19 protein-coding genes are annotated in these 13,970 nt (G+C 37.4%); 8 read left to right on the top strand and 11 right to left on the bottom strand.

Annotation, left to right across the window (positions count from 1 at the left end; all coding sequences use genetic code 11):
* Nucleotides 1–561, top strand: a 561-nt coding sequence (locus tag Q0212_RS06690) for a hypothetical protein (protein ID WP_297923836.1), incomplete at its 5' end; no start/stop codon positions are given.
* A 143-nt stretch (nt 562–704) separates the two neighbouring features.
* On the top strand, nt 705–1,292 hold the full coding sequence (locus Q0212_RS06685; RefSeq protein ID WP_297923834.1) for a YdcF family protein: 588 nt from the start codon (nt 705–707) through the stop codon (nt 1,290–1,292).
* Here the strand turns inward: Q0212_RS06685 and Q0212_RS06680 are convergent.
* The gene (locus tag Q0212_RS06680) at nt 1,268–1,378 is read right to left on the bottom strand and encodes a DUF1731 domain-containing protein (protein WP_297923832.1); all 111 of its coding nucleotides are present in this window, start codon (nt 1,376–1,378) and stop codon (nt 1,268–1,270) included. The genes Q0212_RS06685 and Q0212_RS06680 overlap by 25 nt on opposite strands.
* A 131-nt stretch (nt 1,379–1,509) precedes the next feature.
* Here Q0212_RS06680 and Q0212_RS06675 point away from each other — a divergent pair, with 131 nt between their 5' ends.
* From Q0212_RS06675 to Q0212_RS06665, 3 genes are read left to right on the top strand one after another with little or no spacing between them, the layout of a single operon-like run.
* Nucleotides 1,510–2,742, top strand: a complete 1,233-nt coding sequence (locus Q0212_RS06675) for a glycosyltransferase family 4 protein (RefSeq protein ID WP_297923830.1) — start codon at nt 1,510–1,512, stop codon at nt 2,740–2,742.
* Between the two features lie 11 nt (nt 2,743–2,753).
* Nucleotides 2,754–3,479, top strand: coding sequence for a GTP-binding protein (locus Q0212_RS06670; RefSeq protein ID WP_297923828.1), 726 nt, complete (start codon nt 2,754–2,756; stop codon nt 3,477–3,479).
* A 29-nt stretch (nt 3,480–3,508) separates the two neighbouring features.
* Nucleotides 3,509–3,757 (top strand): hypothetical protein, encoded by a 249-nt coding sequence (locus tag Q0212_RS06665; protein ID WP_367175677.1) that lies wholly within the window; start codon nt 3,509–3,511, stop codon nt 3,755–3,757.
* Between the two features lie 24 nt (nt 3,758–3,781).
* Here the strand turns inward: Q0212_RS06665 and Q0212_RS06660 are convergent, their stop codons facing one another.
* From Q0212_RS06660 to tusD, 5 genes are read right to left on the bottom strand one after another with little or no spacing between them, the layout of a single operon-like run.
* Nucleotides 3,782–4,813 (bottom strand): glycosyl transferase family protein, encoded by a 1,032-nt coding sequence (locus tag Q0212_RS06660; RefSeq protein ID WP_297923826.1) that lies wholly within the window; start codon nt 4,811–4,813, stop codon nt 3,782–3,784.
* An 18-nt stretch (nt 4,814–4,831) separates the two neighbouring features.
* On the bottom strand, nt 4,832–5,167 hold the full coding sequence (locus Q0212_RS06655) for a TusE/DsrC/DsvC family sulfur relay protein (RefSeq protein WP_297923824.1): 336 nt from the start codon (nt 5,165–5,167) through the stop codon (nt 4,832–4,834).
* Nucleotides 5,142–5,426 (bottom strand): DsrH/TusB family sulfur metabolism protein, encoded by a 285-nt coding sequence (locus Q0212_RS06650; RefSeq protein ID WP_297923823.1) that lies wholly within the window; start codon nt 5,424–5,426, stop codon nt 5,142–5,144. Before Q0212_RS06650 ends, Q0212_RS06655 begins: the two co-directional genes overlap by 26 nt.
* A gap of 3 nt (nt 5,427–5,429) precedes the next feature.
* Nucleotides 5,430–5,783 carry a sulfurtransferase complex subunit TusC gene (gene tusC / locus Q0212_RS06645; protein WP_297923821.1) on the bottom strand — a complete coding sequence of 118 codons (354 nt, stop codon included), beginning with the start codon at nt 5,781–5,783 and terminating at the stop codon, nt 5,430–5,432.
* Nucleotide 5,784: 1 nt separating this feature from the next.
* On the bottom strand, nt 5,785–6,165 hold the full coding sequence (gene tusD, locus Q0212_RS06640; protein ID WP_297923819.1) for a sulfurtransferase complex subunit TusD: 381 nt from the start codon (nt 6,163–6,165) through the stop codon (nt 5,785–5,787).
* 191 nt (nt 6,166–6,356) lie between these two features.
* On the opposite strand from tusD, the gene glpK reads away from it, so the two are divergent.
* Both glpK and galE read left to right on the top strand, forming a co-directional pair.
* Nucleotides 6,357–7,847: a glycerol kinase GlpK gene (glpK, locus tag Q0212_RS06635; RefSeq protein ID WP_297923817.1), complete on the top strand. Its 1,491-nt coding sequence runs from the start codon at nt 6,357–6,359 to the stop codon at nt 7,845–7,847.
* 179 nt (nt 7,848–8,026) lie between these two features.
* On the top strand, nt 8,027–9,034 hold the full coding sequence (gene galE / locus Q0212_RS06630) for a UDP-glucose 4-epimerase GalE (RefSeq protein WP_297923815.1): 1,008 nt from the start codon (nt 8,027–8,029) through the stop codon (nt 9,032–9,034).
* A gap of 44 nt (nt 9,035–9,078) precedes the next feature.
* Here galE and argF read toward each other — a convergent pair whose 3' ends face one another.
* On the bottom strand, nt 9,079–9,993 hold the full coding sequence (gene argF / locus Q0212_RS06625) for an ornithine carbamoyltransferase (protein ID WP_297923813.1): 915 nt from the start codon (nt 9,991–9,993) through the stop codon (nt 9,079–9,081).
* 231 nt (nt 9,994–10,224) lie between these two features.
* Nucleotides 10,225–11,403 carry an aspartate aminotransferase family protein gene (locus tag Q0212_RS06620; RefSeq protein ID WP_297923812.1) on the bottom strand — a complete coding sequence of 393 codons (1,179 nt, stop codon included), beginning with the start codon at nt 11,401–11,403 and terminating at the stop codon, nt 10,225–10,227.
* Between the two features lie 173 nt (nt 11,404–11,576).
* Here Q0212_RS06620 and grxD point away from each other — a divergent pair, with 173 nt between their 5' ends.
* A complete protein-coding gene (gene grxD / locus Q0212_RS06615) occupies nt 11,577–11,903 on the top strand; it encodes a Grx4 family monothiol glutaredoxin (RefSeq protein ID WP_297923809.1) in 327 nt (108 codons plus the stop codon).
* Nucleotides 11,904–11,936: 33 nt separating this feature from the next.
* Here the strand turns inward: grxD and Q0212_RS06610 are convergent, their stop codons facing one another.
* The 3 genes from Q0212_RS06610 to Q0212_RS06600 all read right to left on the bottom strand — a co-directional run.
* Nucleotides 11,937–13,136: a hypothetical protein gene (locus Q0212_RS06610; protein ID WP_297923807.1), complete on the bottom strand. Its 1,200-nt coding sequence runs from the start codon at nt 13,134–13,136 to the stop codon at nt 11,937–11,939.
* Nucleotides 13,105–13,494 carry a hypothetical protein gene (locus tag Q0212_RS06605; RefSeq protein ID WP_297923805.1) on the bottom strand — a complete coding sequence of 130 codons (390 nt, stop codon included), beginning with the start codon at nt 13,492–13,494 and terminating at the stop codon, nt 13,105–13,107. The genes Q0212_RS06610 and Q0212_RS06605 overlap by 32 nt, the downstream gene beginning before the upstream one ends.
* Before the next feature lie 11 nt (nt 13,495–13,505).
* Nucleotides 13,506–13,970, bottom strand: a 465-nt coding sequence (locus Q0212_RS06600; protein ID WP_297923803.1) for a hypothetical protein, incomplete at its 5' end; no start/stop codon positions are given.

The following is a 13,970-nucleotide window of genomic DNA, read 5'->3' as shown; positions in this document are numbered from 1 at the left end:
TTGATTCAAATTGCCAATGACTATACTGATAAAATTATTGAAGTAATGGTTTTAGGAAATAGTCATATGATGGATCAAGAGGCTTTTGCGGTGAAGGTGTTGCATAATGTTGCTAGTGCGATTAAAACAACGGCGCATACCTTAATTAAACAAGTCTTATCAAAGATGAACAGTGAGGAAATGTCGCCGTTGACTTCACAAATTCGTGCGCGTAAATTAGTTATTAACGATCAAGAATATATAAGTTTTCCTGTGCCAGAGCATTTAGCACAAAGTTATAAATATTGTTTTGCACAAATAAAACTTGGTGATGTTTCTGTTAAACATAAACTCATGGAGTCGATGTTAGAGTTTTCTTCATTGGCTAACCATTATTTTTATGTGGAGTCAATCAAACCTTTAAAATTAGGTTTTGTTACCCGAAAAATTGCTGATTTAGGAGGCGTCACTATTGATAAAGCCTCTCATGCAGCAATTAAAAAACTAGTGCCGCAATTAAATAAAGAAGAATTACAAGGATTTGTAGAATATTTAGAGCCTTTATTTATTGATGTTAATTAATGAAGTTTTTATTAAGTTTTCCTGTTTTTATCAGTTTTCTATTATTGTTTGCTTTGGTAGCACTACATTACCAACGTAAACGCTGGGCTTATTGTTTAATCATATCAGCAATCATAAGCAATTATTTATTTGCAACGCCTTTAATGACCCAGATTATTTTTGTGATTATTGGTAAATATCCTCCTTTAAGTGTGCAACAAATTATTCAACAACAACCACAAGCAATTGTGATTTTAGGTGGAGGTTTGTATAGAGGGGGTGAATATAATAATCAATATCAATCGGGAGGTGCATCAACAGCGCGTTTACAGTATGGTGCGTATGTAGCTAAACAAACACGATTGCCTATTGCTTTATCAGGAATGGAAGTCGCCTATGGTATGAGCAATACCTTAGGTCAATTTGGCTTAGCAGCAACTTGGTTAGAAAATAATAGCTATGATACCCATGAAAATGCCCAATTTTCAGCACAATTATTAATTAAGAACAATATACAAAAAATTGTCTTAGTGACTGATGCTTGGCATATGTCGCGTTCTGTTTTAGCTTTTAGGCAAGCTGGATTTAATGTAATTCCTGCACCTACAGAGTTTCCTGATGGTTTTTATATTAATCAAAAACAATGGTGGCAAGCCAACTTAAACACCTATATACAAAACTTACGTGGCTGGACAGAGGTTTTTGGCCATGTTAAATATCGGGTTCGTTATGCGTTGTTTAGCAAAGCCTGATCTAAAGTAGGACTTTTAAAATCAAAGTCTAAATTAATTAATCGTTGTGGAATCACTTGTTGTCCATCTAATAACAACGTTGACATTTCTCCTAATAATAATTTAAGAACAATGCTAGGCACAGGAAAGGGCGCAATAATTTATCAGACCCATTTCCTGAATGGTAATAACTGGTTAATATGCGCCTCTGATAACAATATGGACAATAATTTTTATCATGCGCATTTTATTTATTCATCAAAACTTTCCTGCTCAATTTAAGCATCTTGCACCAGTATTGGCGGCTGATAAAAACAATCAAGTACTAGCAATGCATATGCGCTCTGATATGCCAAAAAATTGGCAAGGCGTGCAAATGTTATCCTATGCTGCCAAGCGCGGTTCAACGCCAAAAATTCATCCTTGGATAACAGATATAGAAACTAAAGTGATTAGAGGTGAAGCGGCTTTTTATGCTGCTATGCAGTTAAAAAAAGCAGGATTTACCCCCGATGTCATTATTGCCCATTGTGGTTGGGGAGAAAGTTTATTTGTCAAAGATGTGTGGCCAACTGCTAAGTTAGCGATTTATAGTGAGTTTTATTATCATGCTCAAGGCGCAGATGTAGGCTTTGACCCAGAGTTTCCTTCATCTTTAACCGATCAATGTCGAATTAGAGTCAAAAATACTAATAATTTATTGCACTTTGAAGTGGCTGATGCAGGCATTTCTCCCACTTATTGGCAGGCAAGCACTTTTCCACAGTTGTTTAGAGACAAAATCACGGTGGTTCATGATGGCATTGATACGCAAGCGATTAAACCCAATCCAACGATACAAATGAATTTTAAGAATGCTCAAGGTGAGATTACGCTCAGTCGCAACGATGAAGTGATTACCTTTGTTGCGCGTAATTTAGAGCCTTATCGGGGTTATCATATTTTTATGCGCGCTTTGCCCGATATTTTGCGCCAACGACCCACAGCAAAAGTATTAATTATTGGTGCAGATGGGGTGAGCTACGGTAAAGAAGCCCCACAAGGTCAAACATGGAAAAATATCTTTATTAATGAAGTTAAAGAACAAGTAGATTGGTCTAGAGTTTTCTTTTTAGGCCAAGTGCCATATCCACAATTTATTGCCTTATTGCAATTATCTAGGGTACATATTTATCTGACTTATCCTTATGTGTTAAGTTGGAGTTTATTAGAGGCAATGAGCGCAGGTTGTACCATTGTTGCTAGTGATACTCCACCATTAAAAGAAGCGATTATTGAAGGCAAAACAGGCAGATTGGTTAACTTCTTTGATAAAAAAGCTTTAGCAAATACCGTATCTGAGTTATTAGCCGATAAAGCACAGTCAGACAAATTGAGCCAAAATGCCCGCCAATTCGCTGTTGAGAATTATGATCTAAAAAATATTTGTTTGCCCAAACAATTGCAATGGGTTCAAAGCTTAGTTAATTAGAGAGAGTAATTATGCAGCCTATTTTATCGGCTATTCCCACCAACATCATCACAGGTTTTTTAGGCTCAGGTAAAACCACGTTAATTCAACAATTATTAGCAAGCAAACCCGAAAATGAACGTTGGGCAGTGTTGGTTAATGAATTTGGGCAAATAGGTATAGATCAAGCATTAATTGGGCAGCAACAAGAAGTATTTATTAAAGAAGTGGCAGGCGGTTGTATTTGCTGTGCCAATTTTTTACCTATGCAAGTGGCGTTATCGCAATTACTCGCCAAAGCAAAACCACAACGGCTGTTAATTGAGCCAACGGGTTTAGGGCATCCCAAACAAATTATTGATAGTTTAAGTGCTAGTCATTGGCAAAGCACTTTAAAACTTGAAGCAGTCTTGTGTTTGATTGATGCCCGACAATATCAAGATCAAAGGGTGCGAGAACATGAGTCATTTATTACTCAAGTCGAGGTTGCGGATGTTTTGGTGTTTAGTAAAGCGGATCTGTTAAATGTAGAGCAAAAACAATTAATGTTAGATTTTGCACAGCAATTACCATCACCCAATGCAAAAACGGTATTTGTTGAGCACGGCCAATTAGACTATGAGTTATTAGCCTATAAACGCCAACAAGTGCCTGTGATCAAACGCTCTTTATTGCACGATAATTTACGCTTAAATGCCGTTCAAAATACAGCATCGACATTGTTGAACCACCATATCATTATCACCAACAAGCCTTAGACACCTATGTTGGTGGTTGGATTTTTCCTGTGGATTGGCAATTTGAACACCATGCGTTAATGGATTTATTATTTGCGATTAAGGCACAACGCGTAAAGGGAGTTATTCATACTAATCAAGGTTGGTTGGCAGTGAATTTAACGGCTGTTGATGCCAGTTTTAATAGTTGTGCCGAGTCCTTCGATAGTCGCTTAGAGATTATTAGTGTAGATAATATAGATTGGTCGGCATTAGAACAGGCATTGTTAGCGATTCGTTCTAATCCTACGCATTGTTAATAATGCGTAGGATTAGAGGATAAACTAAGCAAACAAATCCATTTGTTCGCCAGCTTTGATTTTTTGTTTGGCTTTTCGGTTGTGCCACCATTGCTGAGCAAGGGTTAAAGCTTCTTCTGGATCATTACAACGTTGTAGACCAATCAATGCCAGTGCTAAGGTGCCAATCACTGCCGATTCACCATACTCATGTGCTTTTTGGCCACGCCATACCGCAATAAAATCGTCCAAACTAAATTCATCTTCAGCATTATGACGCTCTTCAAACATCATCGGCCATTCTAAATCGTAAAGCTCGCCGTTTTTTATGCCTTTAACCAAACAACGCCCATCAGGATTACGCTCAAATTCGCCACCTTCACCTTTTATCACCATCGAGTTGCTGTAATTTAATAATTTAGCTGCTTGTTGATGTGACTCTCGATAAGCAGGATGAAAAATCGCTTGTAATGAGCATTGAGCATTTAATGGGTTAATTAATCGCGCTAAGGTATGTACTGGCGAACGTAAACCCATAATGTTACGTAATTGAATAATATTGCCTAAAGGAGGGCAGTAAGCATCCAAAGACATATACGCAAAGTTTCTTTGATTAAGCTGCTGCTCTACATCTGTCCATGTTTGACACAAACCATAACCCAAGACAGGTAAAACTTCTTCGGTATATAAACGATTAATGGTATGACCACTAGCACCGTGCATGAAAATGCGCACGCCATTTTCGGCTAATACTAAAGCAGCAAGCAAAAACCACGGATAATGTTTGCGTTTGCCTGCATAAGATGACCAGTCCAAATCAACGGCAATTTGTGGGGCTTGTAGCCATTCGCGTGTGGCTGCCACAAAACCTGCCAGTTCTTCGGGCGATTCTTCTTTTACCCGTAACAACATCAAAAATGCGCCAAGTTGCGCTTCTAACACTTCGCCACGCACAATCATCGCAAACGCGGCTTGTGCTTCTTCAAAGCTTAATGAGCGACTACCTGTTTTGCCTTTGCCAATGATGCGAATATATTGTGCAAAAGGGTGTTCAACATCACGATAGATGTTTTTCATAACCATGTTGTTAAAATCCTAAATACAGTTGGTGGGTTTGGGTAACCCTGCTAAGCGAGCAACCGTTTTGGCGGGAGTACCATCACCAAAAAGAGACATCACATAAATGCTACTGCTTTTTTCGCTACCTAATTGTTGCCCTAAATATTTTAATAATACCCTTGTGGTGGGTGAGCGTTGGTATTGCTGATAAAAGTCTCTAATAGCATAAAGAATTTGCCAGTGTTCGTCATGCAAAATTAATTGCTGTTGTTGTGCCAGTTGTGTAGCAATGTCAGGTGTCCAATCGTGATGATTAAGCAAATAACCTTCTTCATCCACACCAATATCAGTGCCAGCTAATACTGCGCTCATATAGTATTCCTAATTGCACAAATTCAGGATAGTCAATTATTTTACAAGAAGTTTGCTCAACTAAGGTTAATAAACCATAAGCTTGTAAGTCACTCATTAAGGCATAACAACGATACTTTTTTAATAAATCCTGCTGAGAATATAAGTTATACACTCCCTGATTTGTGAATAATAAAACATCATCATCAGATAAAATAGTAATAAGTTGCTGATAAAGTTCGTGATTAAGCGTTGTGCTAATTAAATGAAGGGTAGGCATGATTTAAAGTCGAATAATAGGGCTGTGTTGCTGAAAAAAATCTTTTAAGGATTCTTGTGAAAGTATTTGTACGTCTATAGCGAGGTGTTCGGCTTTTAAATTGCGTGTTAATAAGCTTTGCTCATCAACATACACCTCCGAAACGTCATAGAGTTCTAAAGCACTTAGCTGGGCAATAATAGACGGCTTGCCTATGATTTCGCTGTGCTGATTAGCCAATAGTTGCCATACACCATCGCCTTGAAATAAAACACTGGGATTTTGGCCAAAAGCTGCCATCACTAATAAAGCATCTAAACTTTCTTGAGCATGGTGACCGTGATACGGGGAAGTATGATGAATAAATAATGGTTTCATGTTAAAACTGTAAAAATCTATCGGAATTAATCATTAAATCGGTCAACGTGCCTAAGCCTGTTAAGATAAAGCCATCGGCTAGGTTATCACCTTGTAAGTGGTGGCGGTGGCTATTATCGGCATCGGTGATGCCACGGCGTAATGCGGCAGCGACACAAACGGCTAATTCTAGTTGATGTTGTTTGGCCAAATTTTGCCAACATTGATTGAGTGAATTTGCGTTATCATGGTTCAGTATCAAACGAATGGCAACCGTAACTCCCTCATTATAAAAAAAAGGCGATACCTGATGACCTTGCTCCAATGCTGTTTTGGCGAAATAATAAGCATGCCATGCGTTGCTACTCTCAATTGGGGCGGTAATTAACAAGACAAATTTCATAAAATAGTATTCAATCGCTAAAATTTTTAAGACGCTATGTTTAGCATAGCACTAATAGGACTTACGCATTTCACTGAAATTAGCGCGTTTTGTGAACTAAAAATTGCTCTAAAAGCGATTGTTTAGCGAACAAATAAGCGATAACCGCGTAAGTCCTAAATAAAGTCATAAATCATATAACAGGACTTATTATGCAGCCATATTTATTAAGTTTAGATCAAGGCACAACCAGTACCCGTGCGATTATTTTTAATTTACAAGGGCAGGCTGTTGCTCGCGCACAACTAGAACTCAAGCAATATTTTCCTGCTGATGGCTGGGTAGAGCATGATGCTGAAGAAATTGCCCAATCCTCTCTGGCAGTGTGTCGAGAAGCTTTACAGCAAAGTGGTATTACTGCACAACAAATTGCAGCCATAGGTATTACTAACCAACGTGAAACAACCGTCGTTTGGGATCGAAAAACAGGCAAGCCTATTCATAAAGCGATTGTTTGGCAAGATCGCCGTACGGCTGATACTTGTTTAAAACTTAAAAATCGTGGCCATGAAACAATGGTTCAGCAAAAAACTGGCTTGTTATTAGACCCTTATTTTTCGGCCAGTAAATTGGCATGGATTTTAGATAACGTCTCAGGTGCAAGAAAACGCGCCGAAAAGGGCGAGTTAGCTTTTGGTACAATTGACACATGGTTAATTTGGCAACTCACAGGTGGTAAAAAACACGCTACCGATGCCACCAATGCAGCACGTACTTTATTATTTAATATTCATACCCAAGAATGGGATGAAGAGTTATTAAAATTATTTAATATTCCCATCAGTTTATTACCTGTTGTCCAAGATTCTGCCAGTGATTTTGGTTTAACGGAAACACGTTTATTTGGCGCGCCTATGCAAATTGGTGGTGTGGCAGGCGATCAACAAGCGGCTTTAGTGGGGCAAGCGTGTTTTAACTCTGGCATGGTCAAAAGTACCTACGGCACGGGCTGTTTTATGGTGATGAATACAGGTGATGAAGCGATTAACTCGACTCATCGTTTGTTAACCACCGTAGCTTATCGTTTAAATGGTAAAGTGACTTATGCTTTAGAAGGTAGTATTTTTGTCGCTGGCGCAGCCGTACAATGGTTGCGTGATGGTATTCAACTGATTAAACAAGCTGGCGATACCGAAGCCATTGCCGAAGAAACGATGGATAGCCGAGGCGTGTATTTAGTGCCTGCTTTTACAGGTTTAGGCGCGCCATATTGGGACCCTCATGCACGAGGCGCAATTTTTGGTTTAACACGTGATACAGGCATTGGCGAAATTGTTATTGCTGGCTTAGAGGCTGTTTGTTTTCAAACGCGCGACTTGATGGAAGCGATGAAAAAAGATGGGGCAACCAAATTAAAAACTTTGCGTGTAGATGGTGGCATGGCAGTTAATAATTGGCTGATGCAAGCCTTAGCCGATATTGTTGGGGTGGCGGTGGATCGTCCAACGGTCACTGAAACAACGGCTTTGGGTGTGGCATGGTTAGCAGGCTTACAGGTTGGTAAATTTGCATCTTTGGATGCCATTGCTGAGTTGTGGCATTGCCAACGTGAATTTACCCCTAAAATGGATATTGATAAACGCGAAACCATGTATGCAGGTTGGTTAGATGCTGTGCAAAGAGTCACCTTAAAAACCGTGTAATTCTTAAAAAAAGAGGCTATCATATTAATAGGACTTACACATTGCAGTGCAATTAGCGCGTTTTGTGAGCATAAAGGCATTGATAAATGCCTGAAATGTAAACAAATACGCGATAACCGTGTAAGTCGAAAAGGGTTTCTTTTTTATTATGTTTTTATACACTCCCTATTAGGTGAAAAATGATTTTACTTACAGGTGGGGCAGGTTATATAGGTTCTCACACCGCGTTAGAACTACTTGCCGCAGGATTTGACATTTTAGTTTTGGATAATTTAAGTAATAGCAAATTAGAGGCTATTTATAGAACTCGTCAATTGGCCAATAAAAATTTTGAATTTATTGAAGGGGATATTCGAGATCGTCAATTGTTAGATAAAATCTTTAAGAGTTATTCAATTACAGCCGTTGTGCATTTTGCAGGCTTAAAAGCGGTTGGTGAATCTGTGCAAAAACCGCTTTATTATTATGATAATAATGTCAGTGGTTCGGTTGTGTTATTTGAAACGATGACAGCCGCTAATATCAAAACCATCGTATTTAGTTCGTCTGCAACCGTGTATGGTGATCCTCATACTGTACCTATTAAAGAAGATTTTCCGTTATCAACGACTAATCCTTATGGAGCGAGTAAGTTGATGATTGAAAATATTTTACGCGATGTCAAAGTCGCTGATAACAGTTGGCGAATTGCGTTATTGCGTTATTTTAATCCAACTGGCGCACATAAAAGCGGTTTAATTGGTGAAGACCCTAATGGTATTCCTAATAATTTGATGCCATATATTGCTCAAGTTGCGGTGGGTAAACGTAGTCATTTACAAGTGTTTGGTGGTGATTATCCAACGCATGACGGTACTGGCGTGCGAGATTATATTCATGTTGTTGATTTAGCTAAGGGACATGTTAAAGCTTTACAATATCTTGAACAAAATCAAGAATTAGTCACCGTTAATTTAGGAACAGGTAAAGGTTACTCGGTATTAGATATGCTTAAAGCAATGGAAAAAGCAGCAGGAAAAACCATCGCTTATCAAATTGTAGAACGTAGAGCAGGGGACATTGCCAGTTGTTATGCCGATCCACAGTACGCATTTAATAAAATTGGCTGGCAAGCTGAATTTGACCAAGAGCGGATGTGTAGCGATATGTGGCGTTGGCAGTCACAAAACCCAAATGGCTATAATTAATTTGCAAAAGTCTCCCCCTGATAAGGGGGAGATTTAGAGGGGGTTTAAGCGTTAATGTTAGTTAACAAAAACTCCATTAATGCTTTTTGAGCATGTAAACGATTTTCAGCCTCATCCCACACTACAGAACGTGGGTCATCCAACATATCTTCAGAAATTTCTTCACCACGATGTGCAGGCAAACAGTGCATAAACAAAGCATCTGAGGCAGCCAAATCCATTAAACGAGGGTTTACTTGATAAGTCGAAAAACGGCGTTTGCGAATACTTTGTTCGGCTTCTTGCCCCATACTTGTCCAAACATCAGTAGCAATAGAGTGTGCGCCTGTTGCGGCTTCTTCTGCGGTTTTTACTAAGGTGGCACAATGCTTGTATTGCTCTAATAATGCGGGGTCTGGTTCAAAACCATAAGGGCAGGCAATACGTAAATGAAAACCTAATTGATGTGCTGCATGGATATAAGAGTTACACATATTATTGCCATCACCAATCCACGCAAAAGTTTTGCCTGTTAAACTGCCTCGATGCTCAATAAACGTTTGTAAATCGGCTAAAATTTGACAAGGGTGATGGTCGTCAGTCAAACCATTAATCACAGGCACTTTGGAATTAGCCGAAAATCTTTCAATAATGTCATGGGCAAATGTGCGGATCATGACAATATCGGTCATACGCGAAATGACTTTGGCAGAGTCCTCTACAGGCTCACCGCGACCAAGCTGTGTGTCTCTTGGCGATAAGAAAATCGCTGAACCGCCAAATTGTGCCATGCCAGCTTCAAAAGATACACGTGTCCGTGTTGATGACTTTTCAAAAATCATCGCTAAAACTTTACCTTTAAATGGCTCATAAACAATACCATCGTTACGCATTTTTTTTAATTCTATGGCGCGATGTAAAACAGTCATTAATTCTTTAGGCGATAAATCTAATAATGTTAAAAAATGGCGGACTGCCATTGTCACTTCCTCGATCATACAGGTTTAAATAGATGGAATATAAATAAGTTTAACGAACTATATAAAACCTTAAAAATAGAAAACCGCCACCAAGATAAAAGGCGGATAAGAGTTAAAGTTAAATGAAAAAATGTATTTAGGCAATCAAAAATCGGCTAAATAGCTATAATACTTAGGTATTTTGTCAATATAAATGCGAATTTTTGCCAAAATACCCAAGTTATTTAACGATTATTGAGTTAAAAACTCGCGTACTAATCTCACTACACGTTGCACAATGTCATCGGCTTCTTCAGCAGTAATAATTAATGCAGGTAATAAACGCACCACACAATCTGCAGTCACATTAAGTAAGAGTTTTTCTTTATCACGAGCAATACCCACTAATTCGGCACAGGGCTTGGGTAAATGTAAACCTATCATTAAGCCATGGCCTGTGACCTCTACATTTAAATCACTTAAAGCTTCTTTAAATGCTGTAATCATGCGATTGCCCATCACGGCGGCATTGTCACTTGCACCTTGTTGAATTAGCTGAACAACCGTTAAAGCAGCTCGACAGCCCAATGGTGTTCCACCATAAGTTGAACCATGATTACCCGCTTTAAATAAATGGCTCGCTTTGCCTTGAACTAAACAAGCACCAATTGGAAAGCCATTTCCTAAACCTTTTGCTGTTGTGACAACATCCGGTTTAATGGAAGTGTGTTGATAAGCAAAATATTTGCCTGTACGGCCATTACCTGTTTGAATTTCATCAAGCATCATTAATAAATCGTGCTTATCACAAACTGCCCGTAATTGTTCTAAATAGGTAAAGCCATTAGGTGCAGTACGAATACCGCCTTCACCTTGAATAGGTTCTACTAAAATTGCAACAATGTTTGGATTTTCAGCAAGTTTTTGTTCAATGGCTGTAATGTCACCAAAAGGAACACGAATAAAACCTTGTACTAAAGGCTCAAAACCTACTTGAACTTTCTTATTACCTGTTGCTGACAATGTAGCTAAAGTACGACCATGGAAAGAATTTTCCATGACTAAAATTTCTGGTAAAGCCACATTTTTTTGATGACCAAATAAGCGAGCTAATTTAATAGCGGCTTCGTTGGCTTCTGCACCTGAGTTACTAAAAAAGCATAACTCCATACCTGAAATATCACGTAAAGCTTGGCCTAAAGCTTCTTGTAATGGCACTTGATATAAATTAGACGTATGAACTAATGTTGCTGCTTGATCTGCAATGGCTTGAGCAACGACAGGGTGAGCATGGCCAAGGCCACAAACGGCAATACCAGTTAAAGCGTCTAAATAAGCGTTTCCATCAGAATCATACAACCAAACACCGCTACCTTTTTCAAAGGCAAGAGGTTGCCGAGCGTAAGTTGGCATTAATGCACTAGTGGTCATGATAAATCAAAATCCCGTCATAAAATTAAGTCACTAAAGCGATACGATACAATATTTTGATGAAAAATACATGGCAGAATAAAAATTACCGCGACAAAATTTAGTTTTACACTGACGATTTGTTGTTAAAAGCGTTACAATATCCGAGTCTAAAACTAGGTTATCGTAGGTGTATGATGGATATTGAATCCTTAATCAAAAAGCAAATTGCCGAAAATGCGGTTATTTTATATATGAAAGGCACGCCACAATTTCCGCAATGTGGTTTTTCTGCACGCACTGTAGAAGCATTAATGCAAATTGGTGAACCATTTGCGTATGTCAATATCTTAGAAAATCCTGATATTCGTGCGACTTTACCTAAAATTGCCAACTGGCCAACTTTTCCACAATTATGGATTAAAGGTGAGTTAATTGGTGGTTGTGATATCGTCTTAGAAATGACTCAAAAAGGCGAGTTAGCACCATTAGTGAAAGAAGCTGCACAAAAAGCAGAATAAACTAAAAAAGGCTTGTATTTACAAGCCTTTTTATTATGGGCGTTTAATAACGGTAATTTCAGGCTGTCCTAATTCAACACCAATGATAGAAATGTCATTGCCAATTGCATTAGTTTTTATACTATCTTTTAGAAGTTTACTCATTAGATCATTAGATTTTTGTTGCTCAACTGCACCATCATCGGTATTTTTTGTTGAAATTAGACGATTTAACTCTTCAACTTTCATGCTTAAAAAATCGGCTAAAGAAAAAAATGTGACACCAAAAATATCTTTAACAGCTGACAACTCCATTTCATCTCTAGTCATTATCGCCATTTTTGAAGACTGTTTAACTAATTGTATATTATCAATATTATAATCCTTATTTAAATTAGTTAAATCTTCTGCCCAATTAGTTACCTCATAACCATCATCAATTAATGAGTATTCTGGTAAGTTTTCACCAGATGGCAAGTTAGGAATAATAATTTTAGGTCGTTTTAATTCTTCTTCGGCTTTTTTGAATAAATACATAGCTTGAATAAAATCTTTATAGTTAGAGTAATTTTCTAAACGTGGTCGACCCTCTTTAGCTGAAATATTGTTGGGAGATATATTAGTCTTTTTTTCTAATCTATCTAATGAGGGTATTTGAGGAATAATTATTGATGATAGGAGTGGTATATTATCTTCTTTAACTTCAAAAGTTTGACCTTGAGTAATCGTAGTCGCTAAGTTTTTGGTTAATAATCTGGCAGAACCTTGATTAATAGTGATTATCGACATATTTGGAGGAGTAAATTGTAATAAATAATCTGCTAAAGTAGATTCAATATTTAAATAAGGTGTTTGAATCAAGTTTGTATTTTTTATAGATGCTGCTGAATTATTTACTTTGATTGTGCCTGAAATTAAATCAAAATTAAGCGTATTTAATTCTGGAGAATTTTTATTATAGTTATAGTCGCTTAAAATAAGAGTAGTATTTTGAAATAGGGTAAAGGAATGAGCATTATTAGTTTCTAATGAAACAAGGCTATTAGTTTCCGTTTGAATCTTATCTTGAGTATATAAGAAATCACCTTTAAATAAGTTACGTTTGCTATTATTAGCATCAATAACAAAAACATCACCTTTAATATTGCTTACTTTACCAATTTGTTCTGCTGCATAGGCATGACAAGTTAATATGCATAATAAAAAGAATATTCGAGACATATTATTTGAGATTTTGTTGCTCAGGAACAACATCGGGGATAGTTTCTCCTTTACCAGTAACATCAGCATTTTTTTCTAAAAATGTATATTCTGGTTCGTGGTCTGGTTTTGTAGGTAGGTCAATGATAATGCGAGGTTTTATATTATCTTCTTGAGTCTTATTATATACATACATCGCATTGAGAAAGTCGTTATAACTAGCATAATTTTCTAAACGCGGTTTGTTTTCATCAATATCTTTTTTAACTGCATCAGTTTTGGCGGATGATGCCATATTAAAAACACTGCTAGGTACAATACTATTTGCATCCTCAGCATTAGCGACAAAAGATACAGACCAAATAGATAATAAAAAATATAATTTTGTGCTATACATTAATAAAGCTCGCATTAGATTAACTCTTAGTGGCCACGTAAAATAACTTTTGTACCGTTGATATTTAGGCCTTTAATCTGTACATCACTTATATTTTTCTGAGTTTGAGTACCAACTCGAAAATTTGAAATATTTAGATCAATACCATTGTTTGCTGTACCAAGCTGGTCTAAAACAATCACTAAACCATCGACATTACCACCAAATAATTTGAGCTTATTATTGTCTTTTAAGTCAGTTTCTATGTATACAGCTAATTTAGCTGTTAAATTTTGACTTGAATAATCAGAAATGCTCATTTTACTAAAGCCTATACCGCCACCGCGAATTGATCCGCCATTATCAATCAAATCAAAATTATAGATACTCACACCAGATTTAATAAAAGCATCTGCAAAGATGGAAATATTAGGATTGACATTAATATCATCTACACGATTAGTTTTGCGAAGTGGAGTGTGCTCTAATCTAGCACTAATAGTTGCTTCACC

The organism is uncultured Agitococcus sp. (genome assembly GCF_937920075.1).
In the GTDB taxonomy this organism is placed as follows: Bacteria; Pseudomonadota; Gammaproteobacteria; order Pseudomonadales; family Moraxellaceae; genus Agitococcus.
Note: the sequence above shows the minus strand (reverse complement) of the source record. Positions and strands in the feature narration are given on the sequence as shown.